This is a genomic window from Angustibacter sp. Root456, assembly GCF_001426435.1.
In the GTDB taxonomy this organism is placed as follows: domain Bacteria; phylum Actinomycetota; class Actinomycetes; order Actinomycetales; family Angustibacteraceae; genus Angustibacter.
Map to the genome: position 1 here is coordinate 521,098 of NZ_LMER01000020.1, position 17,833 is coordinate 538,930.

Sequence of the window (17,833 nt, forward strand, 5' to 3'; positions counted from 1 at the left end):
CGTTGCTGGCCGGTCTCGGCCCGGCGGATGGCGACACCCTGCGTCGCCTGCACGAGCGGCTGGCGGCGGACGCCTCCCGCGAGCACCTGCTCGAGGTGGCCTACCGCACGGTCGACAGCCCGGTGGGCCCGTTGCTGCTGGCGGCCACCGAGCGTGGGCTGCTGCGGGTGGCCTTCGAGCGCGAGGGGCACGACCTGGTGCTCGACCGCATCGCGCGCCAGGTGTCGCCGCGGATCCTGCACGACGGGCACCGGCTCGACGCCGTGGCCCGCGAGCTCGACGAGTACTTCGCCGGACGCCGCCGCGCCTTCGACCTGCCGCTCGACCTGCAGCTCGCCCACGGGTTCCGCCGGGCGGTGCTCGACCACCTGAACGAGATCGCGTACGGGCACACCGCCAGCTACGCCGCGGTGGCCGCCGCAGCCGGCAGCCCGCGCGCCGTGCGGGCCGTGGGCTCGGCGTGCGCGCGCAACCCGCTGCCGCTCGTCGTGCCGTGCCACCGGGTGGTCAAGAGCGACGGCTCCCTCGGGCAGTACGGCGGCGGCCCGGCCGCCAAGAGCCTGCTCCTCGCCCTCGAGGGCGTCACCCCGCCGTCCCCCTGACCTGCGCGGGGGACCGCGGTCAGGGGGTGGGGCTCGTCAGCGCCTGGTCGAGGTCGGCGATCACGTCGGCGGCGTCCTCGAGCCCGCACGACAGCCGCAGCAGGGCGCCCACCGGCTTGGCCGACGCCTCGACGGGCCGGTGCGTGAGGGACGCCGGGTGCTGGATCAGCGTGTCGACCCCGCCCAGCGACACCGCGTGCGTGATCAGCCGGACGCCGGACGCCACCGCCCGCGCGGCCGCCGCACCCCCGCGCACCTCGAACGCGAGCAGGCTGCCCGGTCCCGCCTGCTGGCGACCCAGGAGCCCGAGCGGGTCGGCGCCCGCGAGGCTCGGGTGGTGCACCGCGGTGACGCGCGGGTGGTCGGAGAGCCACGCGGCCACCTCGCACGCCGTCTGCTGCTGGGCGCGCACGCGCAGCGGCAGCGTCGGCAGCCCGCGCTGCAGCAGGTACGCCGCGAGCGGGTGCAGCAGCGCTCCGGTGATGGCGCGCACCGACCGCAGGCGATGCGCCCACTCGTCGCCGCACGCGACGACACCACCCACCACGTCACCGTGGCCGCCGAGGAACTTGGTGGCGCTGTGCATGACCAGCGCAGCGCCGTGCCGAGCCGGCTGCTGCAGCACGGGCGTGGCGAACGTCGAGTCCACCAGCACCGGCACGTCGCCCGCCTGCGCCACGACGGCGGCGATGTCGACGAGCTCCAGCGTCGGGTTGGCCGGCGTCTCGAACACCACCAGACCGGTGTCGGGCCGCACCGACTCGGCGACGGTGTCAGCGCTCGCCCACGTCACCTGCGTGCCCAGCATCCCCGTGGCGAGCAGGTGGTCGGAACCGCCGTACAGCGGGCGCACCGCCACGACGTGCGGGCGGCCGGCGTGCACGCACGCGAGCAGCACCGCGGTGAGCGCCGCCATGCCGCTGCCGAACGCCACCGCGTCGCTCGTGCCCTCGAGGTCGGCGAGGGCGTCCTCGAACCGCGCGACGGTGGGGTTCCACAACCGCGCGTAGACGTTGCCGCCGGCCGTCGGACGCCCACCGGTGGCCATGGCCTCGTACGAGTCGCCGCCGAGGTCGACGTCGGGCAGCGGGTAGGTCGACGACAGGTCGAGCGGCGGCGCGTGCACGCCGAGGTCGGTGAGGTCGGCGCGTCCGGCGTGGACGGCGCGCGTGCGCTCACCCGGACGCCGGCCCTGCGCCGGGGCGTGAGTGGCTGCGCTGCTCAGGGCATCAGTCGTCGTTGACATCCCCCCAGCGTGGCTGGATCTGCGCCACCATGGGGCTGCTGCCGAAGAACCTGCGGCAGGCGCCGGTGTTCACCGCACGGCGTCGAACCCTGCACGCCGAGGAGGCCGTCGTGGCGAACGACGAGAGCGCGCCGTCCCCTCCACCGGCCGACCTCGACCCGGTCGACCTGGCGATCCTGCGTGAGCTGCAGGCCGACGGCCGCACCTCCAACGCGCAGCTCGCCTCGCGCGCCGGCGTGGCGCCGTCCACCGCCTTGGCCCGCACGCGCGCGCTGCGCGAGCGCGGCGTCGTGCGGGGGGTGCACGCCGACATCGACCCGGCGCGGGTCGGGCGCCCGCTGCAGGTGCTCATCGCCGTCCGGTTGCACGGCCACACGCACGCCCACGTCGACGCGTTCCGCGCACTCGCGCCGACGTTGCCGGGTGTCGTCCAGGTCTTCCACGTCGCCGGGCAGGACGACTACCTGATCCACGTGGCTGCCACGTCGGCGGACGCCGTGCGCGCCCTCATCCTCGACCGCATCACCAGCCATCCCGCCGTGCGCGCCACGCAGACCCACCTGGTGTTCGAGCACCTGCGCGGCGACGGGCTGCTGACCCCGGACGCCCCTCGACGGGTCCGGTGACACGATGCGCGGGTGACTGACTACGGCCACCCGCTGCGCTTCGGCACCTTCATCACCCCGCTCGCGGCCACCGCCCATCGCGTCGTCGAGCTCGCCCTGCTGACCGAGCAGGTGGGCCTCGACCTCGTCACCGTGCAGGACCACCCGTACCAGGCGAAGTTCGTCGACACCTGGACGCTGCTGTCGGTGATCGCCGCGCGCACCGAGCGCGTCACCGTGGCACCCAACGTCGCCAACCTCCCGCTACGGCCACCCGTGGTGCTGGCGCGCAGCGTCGCCACCCTCGACCTGCTCAGCGGCGGCCGGGTCGAGCTCGGCCTCGGCGCGGGCGGCTTCGCCGACGCCATCGCCGCCGTTGGAGGGCCGAAACTCACTGCACCGCAGCGGGTCGACGCACTCGAAGAGGCCCTGCGCATCATCCGGGCGGTGTGGGACGAAGACGGCGCCCGCTCGATCCGCGAGGACGGCGAGCACTACCGCGTGCGGGGTGCCCACCCGGGCCCGCGCCCCGCCCACGACGTCGAGATCTGGCTCGGCGCCTACAAGCCGCGGATGCTGCGGATCACCGGAGCGCACGCCGACGGCTGGCTCCCCAGCCTCGGCTACGCCGACGTCGACGCCATCGGCCCGATGAACGCCGCCATCGACGAGGCCGCGACGGACGCCGGACGCGACCCCCGTGAGGTACGCCGGCTCTACAACGTCAACGGCGACTTCGGCGGTGACGGCCGCGGCTTCTTGACCGGCCCGGCGACCGTGTGGGTCGAGCAGCTCGCCGAGCTCACGCTCACGCACGGCATGAGCACGTACGTCCTGGCGAGCGACGACCCCGATGTGATCCGGCGGTTCGCCGCCGAGGTGGCGCCGGGCGTCCGTGAGCTCGTGGCTGCCGAGCGGTCGGGCTCAGGGCGGCCCGACGTGGCGCTGCCGACCGAACCGCCCGCGCCGCAGAGAATCGAGGTGCGCGTCGTGCCGGGTCTCGACGTCGTGCCCACGCCGGACGACGGCACGCGCCTGAGCGCCGAGCGCCCGTGGGACGAGTCGACCCGCCCCGCCGGCCCTGCGCCACAGGGCGACCGCGCGTACACGCCGCAGGAGCAGGCGGCAGGCCAGCACCTCGTCGACGTCCACGACGCGTTGCGTGCGGAGCTCAACCAGCTGCGCGAGCTCGTCGAGCAGGTCTCGGCCGGCCACGCCGGAGTCGGCGACGCGCGCTCGCACATCGCCACGATGACGTTGCGGCAGAACAACTGGACGCTCGGCGTCTACTGCGCGTCGTACTGCCGCATCGTGACGGGGCACCACAGCCTGGAGGACCACAGCGTCTTCCCCCACTTGCGCTCGCGCGACCCGCGCCTCGCGCCGGTGATCGACCGCCTCGAAGCCGAGCACCACGTGATCTCCGACGTGCTCGAGCGCGTCGACCAGGCGCTCGTCGCCATGGTGTCGGCGCCGGACGGCCTCGCGCAGGTGCGGGCCGCCGTCGACCTGCTCACCGACACGCTGCTGTCGCACCTGGCGTACGAAGAACGTGAGCTGGTGGAACCGTTGGCGCGCTTGGGTTTCTCCTGAGTTGGGATTCTACTGAGCCGACGCCACGGCGGCCAAGGCGCCGGGCCCGCGGATGGGGCCTTGCTGCCCCAGCCAGGCGGCCAGCCGCTGCGGGTCCATCGGCTTGGCCAGGCCGTATCCCTGCCCCTCGTCGCACCCGAGCTCGGCCAGCGCTCGGCGCGTGGCGTCGTCCTCCACACCCTCGGCGACCACCGTGAGCCCGAGGTTGTGCGCCAGCCCCACGAGCGACGACACGATCGTCGCGTGCGCGTCGTCGGTGAGCATGTCGCGCACGAACGCCCGGTCGATCTTGAGCTCGGCGAGGTGCAGCCGCGAGAGGTACCCCAGCGACGTCTGGCCCTGGCCGAAGTCGTCGAGGCTGATGGCGATGCCGGCTCCGCTCAGCTGGGCCAGCGTGGCGGTCGCGCGCTCGAGGTCGGCGAACACCGCCGTCTCGGTGATCTCGAGCACCAGTCGCGACGTCGGCACGCCGGCCGTCGCGACGGCGGCCAGCACGCGCGAGGCGAAGTCGGGCTGGGTGAGGTTGCGCGCCGACACGTTCACCGACACGCGCGCCGTCGCCGGCACGGCCATTCGCCCGAGGTCGCGCAGGGCGCGCCGCACCACCCAGTCGGTGAGCGGCTCGATGAGACCAGTGCGCTCGGTCAGTGGCAGGAACGAGTCCGGGTAGACCAGGCCGTGCCGCGGGTGGTGCCAGCGCAGCAGCGCCTCCACACCCACGACGCGGCCGTCGTCGAGGCTGAGCTTGGGCTGGTAGTGCAGCACCAGCTCGTCGAGGTCCATGGCGCGCTGCAGCTCACCGACCATGGCCAGCCGGTCGGCGTCGAAGTGGTTGAGCGCGCTGTCGTAGCGCACCACGCCGTCGGTGCTGGCCTTGGCGACGTACATCGCGATCTCGGCGCGCTGCAGCAGCGTGTCGGGCGCCCGGCCGTCGTCGCCGACCAGGACGAAGCCGATGCTCGCCTCGCTCGACAGCGTGATCCCCGACAGGTCGAGGTCGTCACCCAGGCGCTCGCGCAGCTGCAGGAAGCGCGCGCGGGCCGCTTCGGCAGACGTGACGTCGGGCAGCACGATGCCGAACTCGTCCCCGCCCAGCCGGGCGACCAGGTCACCCGCCCGCACGGCCGCGGCGAGGCGATCGGCGAGCGCGCGCAGCAGCGCGTCACCGTTGCGGTGCCCGAGCGAGTCGTTGACCTCCTTGAAGCGGTCGAGATCGATCACCGCCACCGCGCCGGCCAGCTTGTCAGCCGTGAGCGCGGCCAGCTCGCGCTGGAACAGCCGCCGGTTCGGCAGGCCGGTCAGCTGGTCGTACTCGGCGAGGTAGGCGTTGTGGCGTCCGTGCTGGCGCAGCCGTCGGGTCGTCGTGAGGGCGAGTCCGAGCAGCACGAGGTAGAGCGCCGACAGCCCGATCACCAGCAGCCGGTGCAGGCGGTGCAGCCCGGCGTCGATCTCGGCCTGGATGGGCGCGTACGGCAGGTAGACCTCGAGCACGCCCAGGGCGGCCTGGGGGTCACCGAGGGGCTGGTAGGCCTCGATCGCGGGGACGCCCGCCGGGCCGTTGTCGTTGCTGTCAGCGTTGAGCCGCGTCAGCCGCAGCACGCTGTGCCCGGTGGCGGCGTCGAGCGCCTCGTCGTCGACCGGGCCGGTGAAGCCGCTGCCGTCGTCGGAGAACACCACGTGGCCGTCGGGGGCGTGCACCCGCAGGCGCAGCACTCGACCCGAGGCCTCCAGCCGCGCGGTCACCGCCCGCATGCCCGTGATCGTCTGGATGTCGAGGTCGTCGTCGACCGGCAGGCCGCCGAGCAGCGGCTCGACGCTCGCCTGGGCCATCAGCTCGACCTGGGCCCGGCCCTCGGCCAGCCCCCGCTGCTGCGACCCCGCGCTGAACGAGCGCGACAGCGCAAGACCCATCGCGACCACGACGACCAGGCTCACCGCGGCGAACGCGACGAACACCCGGCCGACGGAGGCGGGGGGTGAGTCCACGGTCGGCACGGCCGCCTATCGACCGACCGCGAGCGCCGGTTGAGCCTGCGGGCGCAGCCGCCCCCGGATGGCGGAAAGGTCACGCACCGCAACCTCACGTCTGTCCGCCCGCGGGCGTTGGCCAGGTATGAGCACCGCTGCGGCCACCCCGCCCGCCAGGCCACCCGCCCGCCCCGCCGAGGCGGACGGCCCGTCACCGGCGTCCCGCCTCGCTGCCGCGGCGATCGGCGTCACCGTGCTGCTGTGGGCCTCGGCGTTCGTGGCGATCCGGCACGTGGGCGACGCCGTGTCGCCGGCGGCTCTCACCTTGGGCCGCTGCCTCGTGGCCAGTCTGCTGCTCGGGTTGCTGCTGGCGCGACGTCACCGCCGCGCGCCGGTGGCCCGCCCGAGCCGGCGGGACGGCGTGCGCCTGCTGCTGATCGGCGTCCTGTGGTTCGGGCTCTACAACGTCGCGCTCAACGCGGCCGAGCAGCGCGTGGACGCCGGCACTGCCGCCATGCTGGTCAACATCGGCCCGTTGCTGGTGGCGGTGCTGGCGGCCGTGGTGCTCGGCGAGGGCTTCCCCCGCCACCTCGTGGTGGGCAGCGTCGTGGCCTTCGGTGGTGTCGTGCTCATCGGCGTCGCCACGGCGCGGGCGTCGGGCGCCGTCGGGGCCGGCGCGGACGCCCAGACCGTGGGCGCGGTGCTGTGCCTCGTCGCCGCGGTCGCGTACGCCGTGAGCGTCGTGGCGCAGAAGCCGCTGCTCGCGCGGATGCCGGCTCTGCAGGTCACCTGGATCGCCTGCACCGTGGGGGCGGTCGCCTGCCTGCCCGCGGCCCCTAACCTGGTGCGCGAGCTCGCGGCCGCCGACCTCTCGACGTCGGCGTGGGTGGTCTACCTCGGCGTCGGGCCGTCGGCGGTGGCTTTCACCACGTGGGCCTACGCGCTGGCGCGCACCAGCGCAGGGCGGCTGGGCTCCACCACCTACCTCGTGCCCGCGATCGCCTCGCTGCTCGCGTGGGGGCTGCTGGGCGAGGTGCCCGCCGCGCTGTCGCTGGTGGGCGGCGTGGTCTGCCTGCTCGGGGTGGCCGTCGCGCGCCGGGCGCCGCGGGCCACCCGCCGCGGGAGCGCCGCGTGATCGCCGACGACCTGCGAGCGCCGTTGGTGCACGATGGCCGGGTGCTGCGCTGGACGCTCGTGCCGAGCCCTGTCGACGACCTGCTCGCCGTCTCGGACGGTGAGGCGTTGACGGCGCTGTGGTTCAGCCCGCACACGCGGTGGTCGGCGGCCCACCCCGACGCCCAGCGCGACGACGGCCTGCCCCTCTTCGCCGACGTGCGGCGGCAGCTCGACGCCTACTTCGCCCGTGAGCTGCGAGAGTTCGACCTTCCGCTGGCGCCGCGGGGCAGCGCCTTCCAGCAGCGGGTGTGGGCGGCGTTGCGCGAGATCCCGTGGGGGCAGACCCGCTCCTACGGCGAGATCGCCGCGCGACTGGGGCTGGGGCCGGAGGCGTCCAGGGCGGTGGGTACGGCCAACGGAGCCAACCCGATCCCGGTGATCGTGCCGTGCCACCGGGTGATCGGCGCCGACGGGACGCTCACCGGGTTCGCCGGTGGGCTGCCTCGCAAGCGCTTCCTGCTCGACCTCGAGGCCGACCTGCTGTTCTGATGGGCGGCATGGACCCCACCGCCACGCCGTCCGGCGCCGCCCTGCCCCAGCCGCTCGCCGACCTGCTGCGCGGGGCGCGCCGCGGCGTGCTCGCCACGCTCAAGCGCGACGGCCGCCCCCAGCTGTCGACGGTGTCGTACGCCGTCGACCCGCAGTCGATGCTGGTGCGCATCTCGACCCGCAGCCCCCTCGCCAAGACCGCCAACCTGCGCCGCGACCCCCGGCTCAGCCTGCACGCGTCGAGCGCCGACGGGTGGTCGTACGTCGTCGCCGAGGGGCGCGCCCAGCTCGGCGTCGTGGCGCGCGACCCGCACGACGCCACGGTCGAGGAGCTGGTCGACCACTACCGCACGCTCAGCGGCGAGCACCCCGACTGGGACGAGTTCCGCCAGGCGATGGTCGACGAGGAGCGGCTGGTGCTCAGCTTCGTCCCCGACCGCCTCTACGGCCTCGCCCGCTGACCCACCCCCAGACCTGCCCCACCCGCACGGGCGGGGTGGGGCTGGTGCGAGGTCAGGACAGGCGGCGCGCTTGCTGCAACCGGCGGGTGGCGCGGCGGGCGGCGCGCAGCTCGCGCAGCACCGGACGACCGATGACGCCGGCCACGAGCAGGCTCCCGAGCGCCGCGAGCCCGAACCACGGGTCGGGCCGGCTCAACGCCACGGCCCCGAGCACGACCGCGACCACTGCCAGCACGAGGAGCAGCTGGAGCGGCCGGCGTCCGGAGTGGAAGCCGGTGAACGGGAGGGGCTCGCTGCCGTCACCCTCGGCCACGACCGGCCCGAGCCCGAGGTGGCGGCGCGCGGGGGTGACGGGCACGAGTACGCCGCCGCTGGCGTCCGGGTCGACGAGCAGGTCGACGTCCGGTGCGGCCCACAGCCCCAGCAGCTCGCGCAGCGACAGCTCACGCACGGTGACCGCAGGGGCGTCCGCCGCGTGCTCGTGCCACCACGCCGCGAGCAGGGCGCGGTCGGTGCAGGCGACGACGACCCGCCGTCCGTCGTGCTCGACCACCACGCTGCGGTCGTCGGGGGTGCGCGCCACGGTGAGCGGACGGCGCGCGAGGGCGTCCAGCAGGGGCGCGTCGACGGCGTCCGGCTCGCTCATGCGCCGAGCCTACGGCGGCTCCTCACCCGCCCCACTCCCGGCCGCCGCAGGCTCGGCGCGGTGGCACCCTGCTGCCATAGGAGTGCAGCAGGGTGCCCCAGTGGCCACACGGCAGTGAAGTGATCCTCCCCAGCGGCGCCCCGGCGTGCCTGATCACGTGGGGGAGGCCGGACGACGGCGAGCGGCGCGCCGCTAGAGCTGCGGGCCCCGGGGCGACAGGCGAGCCCACACGACCTTGCCCGTGGGCGTGCGCGCCCACCCGAGCGCGCGGCTCACCCGGGCCACGATCATCAGCCCACGCCCGTTGTCGGCCAGCGGACCGTCGTCGCGCAGCTGGGGCGGAGCACTGCTGCTGTCGGTCACCGCCACGACGAAGTCCCCGTCGAGCTGCTGGACGGCGAGCGAGACCCCACCCGGCGCGTGCCGCACGCTGTTGGTCACCAGCTCGCTGGCCACGAGCGCAGCGCGCCGCAGCACCTGCTCGTCGGCGCCGGTCAGCGCCTGGGTCACGAGGCGTCGCGCGAGCGGTGCACTGCTCGCCACCGGCCGCAGCGGCCACTCGCCGACGGCCATGCCGTCAGGCGGCTCAGCGGCAGGCACCACACGCACCGACATCGGGTCTCCTTCGGACCTGTCGTACCGTTCCGTACCGTTCCAGGCCCCCCGTTCGGACCCTCGCCTCCACCGTATCGCCGGTCTCACGAGCGGGCGCGTCGTGCACGATCCGGACACAATGCGTCGATGGACGACCCACAGGCCGCCAGCGAGCGCCCCACGGACGACGAGCACGTCGGCCAGCGCGACCTCGCCGCCTGGCCGACCGCCGCCGGACGCCGGGTGGCGGGCTGGGCGGCGCGCCTCGCCCGATGGGCGCAACCGCACGGCGTCGCGCTGCTGACCCTCGCCGTCGGCATCGCCGTGTTCGCGTTGCACCTGGGGTGCCGAGGAGGTGTACGACCAGGTCGCGGACGCCGACGGGCTGGCCGGCCTCGACCACCCGGTGCTCGAGGCAGCGAAGGCGATGCGGACGCCGGGACTGACGCGCGTCGTGCAGGTCTACACCACCATCGGCGGGCCGATCGGCATGCCCGTGCTCGCCACCGTGGTCCTGGCGTTGCTGGCGTGGCGCTGGCGCGCGTGGGACCCCGTGCTGCTCGGCCTGGCGACGGGGGCCGGGTCCCTCGCGATGACCGTGGTGGGCAAGGTCGTCGTCGGGCGAGTGCGGCCGCCGCTGGCCGACGCGGTGCCGCCCTACGAGCAGTCGTTCTCGTTCCCGAGCGGGCACTCGCTGAACGCCATGGCACTCGCCGGCATCACGGCGTACGTCGTGGTGCGACGGCTGCGCACGCGCCGCGCCCGCGTGGTGACGGTCGTGCTCGCGGCCACCTTCGGCGTCACGATGGGGCTGACCCGCGTCTACCTCGGCCACCACTGGCTCACCGACGTCGTCGTCGCGTGGGCGCTGGCCCTCGGCTGGCTGTCGGTGGTGATCACCGCTCACCGGCTGTTCCTCACCACCCGGCGGCGCCTGCCGGACGACCGCACCCAGCCGGCTCGCGCGTGAGACGTCGGTCTCAGCCCGCGAGCCGCACTGCCCACCGGGCGGCGGCGCTGAGACACTGGACGTCGTGACGTTCTTGCAGTCCCGCAAGCTCGCCGATGTCTGCTACGACATCCGCGGGCCGGTGCTGGCCGAGGCCCAGCGGCTCGAGCGCGAGGGTCACCGCATCCTGAAGCTCAACATCGGCAACCCCGCGCCGTTCGGGTTCGAGGCGCCCGAGGGGATCCTGGCCGACGTCGTCGCCGCGCTGCCCACCGCCCAGGGCTACTGCGACTCGCAGGGGCTGGTGTCGGCGCGCCGTGCGGTGGTGCAGTACCACCAGGCCAAGGGCGTCCAGGGCATCGACGTCGACGACATCTACCTCGGCAACGGGGTCAGCGAGCTCATCGTCATGGCGCTGCAGGCCTTGCTCGACAACGGTGACGAGGTGCTGATCCCGGCGCCCGACTACCCGTTGTGGACGGCGGCGGTGTCGCTCGCCGGGGGGCGTCCGGTGCACTACCTGTGCGACGAGAGCGCCGGCTGGCAGCCCGACCTCGACGACCTCGCCGGCAAGATCACCGACCGCACCAAGGCGATCGTGGTGATCAACCCCAACAACCCCACCGGCGCCGTCTACGGCACGCAGGTGCTCGAGGGCATCGCCGACCTGGCGCGGCGGCACGGCCTGATGCTGCTCAGCGACGAGATCTACGACCAGATCCTGTACGGCGACGCCACCCACACCGCGACGGCGGCGATCGCGCCCGACGTGCTGTGCCTGACCTTCAACGGGCTGTCGAAGGCGTACCGCCTCGCCGGCTTCCGGTCGGGCTGGCTGGTGGTGTCGGGGCCGACGTCCGAGGCGCGCAGCTACATCGAGGGCCTGACGATCCTGGCGAACATGCGGCTGTGCGCCAACGTGCCCGCCCAGCACGCCATCGCCACCGCGCTCGGGGGGCGGCACGGCCTGGACGAGCTGGTGCTGCCCGGCGGGCGCCTGCGCGAGCAGCGCGACACCGCGCTGCGGCTGCTCACCGACATCCCCGGCGTCTCGTGCGTCGAGCCGGACGGCGCCCTGTACCTCTTCCCCCGCCTCGACCCCGGCGTCTACGCCGTCAAGGACGACCAGCAGCTCGTGCTCGAGCTGCTGCGCGAGCAGCACCTGCTGCTGGTGCAGGGCACCGGGTTCAACTGGCCCGATCCCGACCACCTGCGCATCGTGACCCTGCCGCACGTCGACGACCTCACCGAGGCCATCGGGCGCCTCGGTGAGTTCCTCGCCCCCCGCCGCTGACCTCTCCCGCCTGTTGGCCGCGGTGGCACCCCGCGGCCAACCTATGGCGGTAGGGGCACCCAGTCGCCAGCGCCGAGTGAAGTGATCTTCCCCAGACGTCCGGCTGGCAGACCTGCGCGCAGAGCACCCCGCGCCGTGTGACACCATCCCCGCATGCGAGTCGACCACGTGTCCTACGCCGCAGAGAGCGGTGGCCTGCACGACACCGCCGAGCGTCTCGCCGAGCAGCTCGGCGTCGCGGCGGTGGACGGCGGGGTGCACCCCCGGTTCGGCACCCGCAACGTGATCCTGCCGCTGGCGGAGCGCCGCTACGTCGAGGTCGTCGAGGTGCTCGACCACCCGGCGTCCGACAAGGCGCCCTTCGGCCAGGCCGTCCGGGCCCGCAGCGAGGCCGGCGGCGGTTGGCTCGGCTGGGTCGTGGCCGTCGACGACATCCACCCGGTCGAGGAGCGCCTCGGTCGCGAGTCGGTGCCCGGAAACCGGCACCGCCCGGACGGCGTCGAGCTGCGCTGGCGCCAGATCGGCGTCAAGGGCTTGCTGGCCGACCCCCAGCTGCCGTTCGTGCTGCAGTGGGAGACCCCGGACGACCTGCACCCCTCCACCGCGGGCCCCTCCGACGTCCGCCTCGCGGGTCTGCAGATCGCAGGCGACGCCCACCGGGTCACCGACTGGCTCGGCCTGCCCTCGACCTACGTCGCCCAGGACGTCGCGTTCCAGTTCGTGGCGCCCCACGGCACCCCGGGGCTGCTGGCCTGCACCTTCGACACCCCCAACGGCGCCGTCACCGTCTGAGTCCGCACCGCGGGCTGGCAGGGTGGGCCTCGTGGACGTTCGCGTGGGCCTGTGCGGGTGGACGGTGTCGCAGGCGTCGTACGTGCGGCGCTTTCCGGTCGTGGAGGTGCAGCACACGTTCTACGAACCGCCTCCAGACGCCACGTTGGCGCGCTGGCGGGCGCAGGCGCCGGCCGACTTCGAGTTCACGATCAAGGCGTGGCAGGTCGTCACCCACGAGTCCACCAGCCCCACGTACCGGCGGATGAAGCGACCGCTTCCGGACGGCGACCACGGACAGGTCGGAGCGTTCCGGACGACGCCCGCGGTGCTGGCAGGCTGGCAGCGAACCCTTGAGTGCGCCCGCGTCCTGCGCGCCACCGCGGTGCTGCTGCAGTGCCCACGCAGCTTCGGGCCCACGCCCGACAACGTCGCCCGGCTGCGCAGCTTCGTATCGCAGGTGCAGCGACCGGCCGGTCGGCTGCTGTGGGAGCCCCGTGGCGAGTGGCCCAGACAGCTCCTCGCGGACCTCTGCTCCGAGCTGGACCTGGTGCACGTGGTCGACCCCATGCAGACCGAGACGGTGACGCCGGAGCACACCTACTACCGGCTGCACGGCACCACCGGCTTCCGGCACGTCCACACCGACGACGAGCTGCGCCGGCTGCGCGACCTCGTCAAGGGCCGGCCGTCGCCGTACGTCATGTTCAACAACGTGTCGCGCACCAGCGACGCGGAGCGGTTCCGCGCCCTGCTGGCGCCGTGACCGCGGGCCGGCTGAGCCGGTCGGCGTCAGTCGACGAAGTCGACCAGCCGCGACGCCAGGCCGGTGTACCCGGCCGGGGTGAGGGCCTCGAGGCGCTCGCGGACGTCGTCCGGCAGGCCGAGCCCGCGGACGAACTCGCGCAGCCGCGGCCCGTCGACGCGCTGGCCGCGCGTGAGCTCCTTGAGCCGCTCGTACGGCTCCTGCATGCCCGGCGTCCCGGCCAGGCCGGCGGCGCGCATGGCCGACTGCACGGCCTCGCCGAGCACCTCCCAGTTGGCGTCGAGGTCGCGCTCCATGGCCGCAGGCGCGGGGTCGAGACCCGCGAGCCCACGCCGCACGTTGTCGATGGCCAGCAGCGAGTGGCCGAACGCCGTCCCGATGTTGCGCTGCATGGAGGAGTCGGTGAGGTCGCGCTGCAGGCGGCTGGTGACCAGCGTCTGGGCCAGCACGTCGAGCAGGGCGTTCGAGACCTCGAGGTTGGCCTCGGCGTTCTCGAACCGGATCGGGTTGACCTTGTGCGGCATGGTCGACGATCCGACCGTGCCCTGGCCACGCACCTGCACGAAGTAGCCGAGCGAGATGTACGTCCACGAATCGGTGCACAGGTTGTGCAAAACTCTGTTGAAACGCGCCAGGTCGCTGTAGAGCTCGGCCTGCCAATCGTGCGACTCGATCTGGGTGGTGAGCGGGTTCCAGGTGAGGCCGAGGTGCTCGACGAAGGTGCGTGAGACCTCCGGCCAGTCCGTGCCCGGCACGGCCGCCACGTGGGCGCCGAAGGTGCCGGTGGCCCCGTTGATCTTGCCGAGGTACTCCGCGGCGGCGATCCGGCGCAGCTGGCGGCGCAGGCGGTGGGCCAGTACGGCGAGCTCCTTGCCCAGCGTCGTGGGCGTGGCGGGCTGGCCGTGCGTGTGGGCCAGCATCGGCTGGTCGCGCAGGGCACGCGCGAGGTCGGCGACGTCGTCCGCGAGCGCCTCGGCAGCCGGCAGCCACACCTGCTGGACGGCGCCACGCACCATCAGCGCGTACGACAGGTTGTTGACGTCCTCGCTGGTGCACCCGAAGTGCACCAGCTCGCTCAGCTCGCCCAGCCCGAGCGCGGCCATCCGACGCTTGAGGTAGTACTCGACCGCCTTGACGTCGTGCACGGTCTCGCGCTCGATCTCGCCGAGCTCGGCGACGTCGTCCGGGCCGAAGCCGTCGACCACCGCGCGCAGGGCGGCCACCTCGTCTTCGGTGAGCGCGCGGACGCCGGGCACCGCCCCCGTGCGGCTGAGGTGGGCGAGCCACTCGATCTCGACGCGCACGCGCTCGCGGTTGAGCGCGGCTTCGGACAGGTGCTCGACGAGGGGGGCGACGACCGCGCGGTAGCGACCGTCGAGGGCTCCGAGCGCGATACCGGCGTCTGCGAGGGGCGTGGAGGTCACGGGCTTCATGGTCCCAGATCCGCGGCCCGGCCCTTCACCCCCTTCCGCCCCTCGAGCCCTTTCCGCCTCCAGCACCGGTTTGCGCCCGGCAGCCGCGGCTCGGGCGGCGGACGCATGCGCGCTTGCGCCACCCAGACCGCGGCTGAGCCGCGCAAAGCGGCACGAGCGGCGGAATGCGGCCTGAGCGGCGGAAGGGATCAGTCGGCGGGGTCGCCGACCACGATGTTGAGGCTGCGCGGCCAGCTGAAGTACCGCACCGACAGGTTGATGAGCGCGGCGAGCCGGTTGCGCCCGCCCATGAGCTCGAACAGGTGCAGGCCCAGCCACGCGAGCCAGGCCACGAGGCCTTTCAGCCGCAGCCCGAACGGGAACTCCACCACCGCGTCGCTGCGCCCGATCGTGGCCATGCTGCCCTTGTCGCGGTAGCGGAACGTCTCGGTCGGCGAGCCCGCGAGCAGCCGCCGGATCTGCACGCCCGCGTGCTTGCCGCCCTGGATCGCCGGCTGGGCCACCTGCGGCAGGTTCTCGGGGTCGAGCGCCACGTCGCCGACGGCGAAGATCTCGGGGTGGCCGGTGACGCGCAGGTCGGGGCCGACGTCGATCCGGCCGCCGCGCCCGGTGGGCAGCCCCCAGTCGCCCACGATCGGAGAGGCCGTGATGCCCGTCGCCCACACGACGGCCGCCGCCGGGATCGTCTGCTCCTCGCCGTCCGGGCCCTTGACGACGACGGCGTCCTCGCGCACCTGCTGCACCGACGTCCCGAGTCGCAGGTCGACGCCCCGCTCGCGCAGCTCCTTGGCGGCGTACGCCTGCAGCTGGGGGTGGAACGGCCCGAGGACGACGTCTGTCATCTCCACCAGCACGATGCGCACGCGCGAGATGTCGAGCGTGCGGTAGGCGATGGGCACGGCGGCGTTGCGCAGCTCGGCGAGCGAGCCGGCCATCTCCACGCCCGTGGCGCCACCGCCGACCACCACCACGGTGGGGTCGGGCGCACCCTCGCGGTCCTGGGCGGCGTCCTCGATGGCGGTGAGGATGCGGTCGCGCGTCCTGATCGCGCCGCTGCGCGTGTAGATCGTGAGCGCGTGCTCCTGCGCGCCGTCGATGCCGAAGAAGTTCGCGGTGACCCCGCAGCCGATGATCAGGTAGTCGTACGGCACTGGGTCGAGGCCCTCGAGCTGCACCAACCGCTGCTCGGTGTCGACGCCGGTCACCGTGGCGCGCAGGAAGTCGGCGTTGCGGTACCGGCTGGTGAAGGCGCGCAGCGCGTAGGTGACGTCACCGGGGTTCAGCCCACCGGTCGCTACTTGGTACAGCAGCGGCTGGAACGTGTTGTACCCGTGCCGGTCGATGAGCAGCACGTCGACGTCGGCCACGCTGAGCTCGCGTACGGCCGACAGGCCGGCGAAACCGCCTCCGACGACGACGACGCGCGGACGCTTCGAGCGGGGGTTGATCATGTGAACAGCCTCCTCGCTCGCACGGCGAGCCGCATCTCGCCGGCGTGGTTAGCATCGCCCCATGGCTGACACGAACCCCCGGCAGAACGTCACCTTCGCCAGCAACGGCCACCAGGCCCACGGGTACCTGGCCGTTCCGAGCTCCGGCAGTGGGCCGGGCGTCGTGCTCATCCAGGAGTGGTGGGGCCTCGACGACCACATGGTCGACGTCGCCGACCGGCTCGCGGGCGAGGGCTTCGTGGTGCTCGCGCCCGACCTCATGGGTGGCCGCGTGGCCCACGACTCGGACGAGGCCGGAGAGATGATGCAGCAGCTGCCGGTCGAGCAGGCCGCGCGCGACCTCGGTGGCGCCGTCGACTACCTGCTGGCGCACGACGCCGTCACGTCGCAGACCGTCGGCACCGTCGGTTTCTGCATGGGCGGCGGCTTCGTGCTGCTGCTCGCCGCCCAGCAGGGCGAGAAGGTCAGCGCCGCCGTCCCGTTCTACGGCGTCGGCCCCGCCGTGCCCGACACCTACACCGGCGTGCGGGCCGCGGTGCAGGGCCACTACGGCGAGCGCGACGACTTCTACCCGGTCGACCAGGCGCGCCAGCAGGAGCAGCAGATCCGCGAGGAGTCCGGCGCCGACGTCGAGTTCTTCTACTACCCGGCCGGGCACGCGTTCCACAACGACAAGGACCGCCTGGGCACGTACGACGAGGAGTCGGCGAAGCTCGCGTGGTCGCGCACGGTGGACTTCCTGCGCTCGCGCGTGCGCTGACTCAGGGCGCCACACCCTCGGGCAGCGGGACGGCGTCGGTGGCCTGAGGGGGGCGCCGGCGCGCCGTCTCGGCGAGCACGATGCCGACGAGCACGACCCCGGCGCCGAGCAGCTGCACCGGGCGCAGCCGCTCCGACAGCACCCACCAGGCCACCAGGCCCGAGCCGACCGGCTCCAGCATCCCGAGGATGCCTACGCGCGCGGCCCCCACTCGTCCGACGGCGAGCAGCACCAGCCCGAACGACGTCACGGTGCCGAGCAGCACGATCCCGGCCACGAGCACGCCGACGGGCACGTCGACACCGCCAGGCAGCGGCGCCGGGCGGGTGAGCGCTTCGAAGGGGAAGCTCCACCACGGCACGACCGCGGCCCACAGCAGAGCCGAGAACGAGAAGATCCAGGCCATGAGCGAGACGGGGTCGCGCTGCCCGAGGCCGCGCTCACCCATGAGGTAGTAGGTCGCGAGCGCTGCCGCGGCACCGAGGCCGGCCAGCACGCCCACGCCGTCGAGCGTGAGCCCGTCCCAGACCTGGGCCACGAGCGCCAGGCCGCCGAGGCACAGCGCGAGCGCGGCCCACACCCGCGAGCGCACGGCCTCGCCCCGGGCGAACCGCACCCACAGGGCGACCATGAGGGGCGCGGTGTACTCGAGCAGCAGCGCGACGCCCACTGGCATGCGCGACAGGGCGACGAAGTACAGCCACTGCACCATCGCGATGCCGCAGATGCCGTAGACCGCGAGGAACCCCAGCTCGCGGCGCGAGACGCGCAGCGTGCGCGGGCGAGTGATCGCCGTGAAGGCGAGCAGCAGGACGGCGGCCCCGGCCGAGCGCAGCGACACCAGCTCGATCGAGGTCAGGCCGTGCTGCAGCACGAGCTTGCTCGCGGTGGCGTTGAGCGAGAACAGCACCGATGCCGCCACGGCGAACGCCACGCCCGACGCCGCCCGGGCGCTGCTGTTCCTCACCCCCGCACGCTACCCACCCCCGGCAAATTCCCCGGAACTTGTACGCCTGGCGGACTCCAGGC

The 17,833-nt window shown here is 73.8% G+C and carries 18 protein-coding genes; 11 read left to right on the plus strand and 7 right to left on the minus strand.

The window, feature by feature from the left end; all coding sequences use genetic code 11:
* The first annotated feature begins 2 nt into the window (after positions 1-2).
* Positions 3-602, plus strand: coding sequence for a methylated-DNA--[protein]-cysteine S-methyltransferase (locus ASD06_RS17200; protein ID WP_056681225.1), 600 nt, complete (start codon positions 3-5; stop codon positions 600-602).
* A 19-nt stretch (positions 603-621) separates the two neighbouring features.
* Here ASD06_RS17200 and ASD06_RS17205 read toward each other — a convergent pair whose 3' ends face one another.
* Complete coding sequence (locus ASD06_RS17205) at positions 622-1,848, minus strand: PLP-dependent aspartate aminotransferase family protein (protein WP_082538165.1); 1,227 nt, start codon at positions 1,846-1,848, stop codon at positions 622-624.
* Positions 1,849-1,877: 29 nt separating this feature from the next.
* On the opposite strand from ASD06_RS17205, the gene ASD06_RS17210 reads away from it, so the two are divergent.
* Together ASD06_RS17210 and ASD06_RS17215 are read left to right on the plus strand one after the other, a co-directional pair.
* Positions 1,878-2,474: an Lrp/AsnC family transcriptional regulator gene (locus ASD06_RS17210; RefSeq protein ID WP_082538166.1), complete on the plus strand. Its 597-nt coding sequence runs from the start codon at positions 1,878-1,880 to the stop codon at positions 2,472-2,474.
* A gap of 12 nt (positions 2,475-2,486) precedes the next feature.
* Positions 2,487-4,046, plus strand: coding sequence for an LLM class flavin-dependent oxidoreductase (locus tag ASD06_RS17215; protein ID WP_056680488.1), 1,560 nt, complete (start codon positions 2,487-2,489; stop codon positions 4,044-4,046).
* Positions 4,047-4,055: 9 nt separating this feature from the next.
* Here ASD06_RS17215 and ASD06_RS17220 read toward each other — a convergent pair whose 3' ends face one another.
* Positions 4,056-6,032, minus strand: a complete 1,977-nt coding sequence (locus tag ASD06_RS17220) for a bifunctional diguanylate cyclase/phosphodiesterase (RefSeq protein ID WP_157371775.1) — start codon at positions 6,030-6,032, stop codon at positions 4,056-4,058.
* A gap of 127 nt (positions 6,033-6,159) precedes the next feature.
* On the opposite strand from ASD06_RS17220, the gene ASD06_RS17225 reads away from it, so the two are divergent.
* Genes ASD06_RS17225 through ASD06_RS17235 form a run of 3 tightly spaced genes read left to right on the plus strand, consistent with a single transcriptional unit; the run spans position 6,160 to position 8,140 of the window.
* On the plus strand, positions 6,160-7,149 hold the full coding sequence (locus ASD06_RS17225; protein ID WP_082538167.1) for a DMT family transporter: 990 nt from the start codon (positions 6,160-6,162) through the stop codon (positions 7,147-7,149).
* Positions 7,146-7,679: a methylated-DNA--[protein]-cysteine S-methyltransferase gene (locus ASD06_RS19860; protein WP_304438695.1), complete on the plus strand. Its 534-nt coding sequence runs from the start codon at positions 7,146-7,148 to the stop codon at positions 7,677-7,679. Before ASD06_RS17225 ends, ASD06_RS19860 begins: the two co-directional genes overlap by 4 nt.
* A gap of 8 nt (positions 7,680-7,687) precedes the next feature.
* Complete coding sequence (locus ASD06_RS17235; protein WP_056681244.1) at positions 7,688-8,140, plus strand: PPOX class F420-dependent oxidoreductase; 453 nt, start codon at positions 7,688-7,690, stop codon at positions 8,138-8,140.
* A gap of 52 nt (positions 8,141-8,192) precedes the next feature.
* Here ASD06_RS17235 and ASD06_RS17240 read toward each other — a convergent pair whose 3' ends face one another.
* Together ASD06_RS17240 and ASD06_RS17245 are read right to left on the minus strand one after the other, a co-directional pair.
* Positions 8,193-8,786, minus strand: coding sequence for a hypothetical protein (locus tag ASD06_RS17240; protein WP_056680490.1), 594 nt, complete (start codon positions 8,784-8,786; stop codon positions 8,193-8,195).
* A 192-nt stretch (positions 8,787-8,978) separates the two neighbouring features.
* The gene (locus tag ASD06_RS17245) at positions 8,979-9,401 is read right to left on the minus strand and encodes an ATP-binding protein (protein ID WP_056680491.1); all 423 of its coding nucleotides are present in this window, start codon (positions 9,399-9,401) and stop codon (positions 8,979-8,981) included.
* A gap of 334 nt (positions 9,402-9,735) precedes the next feature.
* Here ASD06_RS17245 and ASD06_RS17250 point away from each other — a divergent pair, with 334 nt between their 5' ends.
* The 4 genes from ASD06_RS17250 to ASD06_RS17265 all read left to right on the plus strand — a co-directional run bounded on the left by ASD06_RS17250 (position 9,736) and on the right by ASD06_RS17265 (position 13,160).
* Complete coding sequence (locus tag ASD06_RS17250; protein ID WP_056680494.1) at positions 9,736-10,350, plus strand: phosphatase PAP2 family protein; 615 nt, start codon at positions 9,736-9,738, stop codon at positions 10,348-10,350.
* A 64-nt stretch (positions 10,351-10,414) separates the two neighbouring features.
* Complete coding sequence (locus tag ASD06_RS17255) at positions 10,415-11,623, plus strand: pyridoxal phosphate-dependent aminotransferase (RefSeq protein WP_056680499.1); 1,209 nt, start codon at positions 10,415-10,417, stop codon at positions 11,621-11,623.
* Between the two features lie 153 nt (positions 11,624-11,776).
* A complete protein-coding gene (locus ASD06_RS17260; protein ID WP_056680500.1) occupies positions 11,777-12,415 on the plus strand; it encodes a VOC family protein in 639 nt (212 codons plus the stop codon).
* Between the two features lie 31 nt (positions 12,416-12,446).
* Complete coding sequence (locus ASD06_RS17265) at positions 12,447-13,160, plus strand: DUF72 domain-containing protein (RefSeq protein ID WP_200942286.1); 714 nt, start codon at positions 12,447-12,449, stop codon at positions 13,158-13,160.
* A gap of 26 nt (positions 13,161-13,186) precedes the next feature.
* On the opposite strand, the gene purB is transcribed toward ASD06_RS17265, so the two are convergent.
* Positions 13,187-14,593, minus strand: coding sequence for an adenylosuccinate lyase (gene purB, locus ASD06_RS17270; protein WP_056680501.1), 1,407 nt, complete (start codon positions 14,591-14,593; stop codon positions 13,187-13,189).
* A gap of 188 nt (positions 14,594-14,781) precedes the next feature.
* On the minus strand, positions 14,782-16,044 hold the full coding sequence (locus ASD06_RS17275) for an NAD(P)/FAD-dependent oxidoreductase (protein ID WP_056680502.1): 1,263 nt from the start codon (positions 16,042-16,044) through the stop codon (positions 14,782-14,784).
* Between the two features lie 61 nt (positions 16,045-16,105).
* Between ASD06_RS17275 and ASD06_RS17280 the strand changes: the two genes are divergently transcribed.
* The gene (locus ASD06_RS17280; protein WP_056680504.1) at positions 16,106-16,804 is read left to right on the plus strand and encodes a dienelactone hydrolase family protein; all 699 of its coding nucleotides are present in this window, start codon (positions 16,106-16,108) and stop codon (positions 16,802-16,804) included.
* Position 16,805: 1 nt separating this feature from the next.
* Here the strand turns inward: ASD06_RS17280 and ASD06_RS17285 are convergent, their stop codons facing one another.
* Positions 16,806-17,771: a DMT family transporter gene (locus ASD06_RS17285; RefSeq protein ID WP_200942288.1), complete on the minus strand. Its 966-nt coding sequence runs from the start codon at positions 17,769-17,771 to the stop codon at positions 16,806-16,808.
* Positions 17,772-17,833 lie beyond the last annotated feature (62 nt).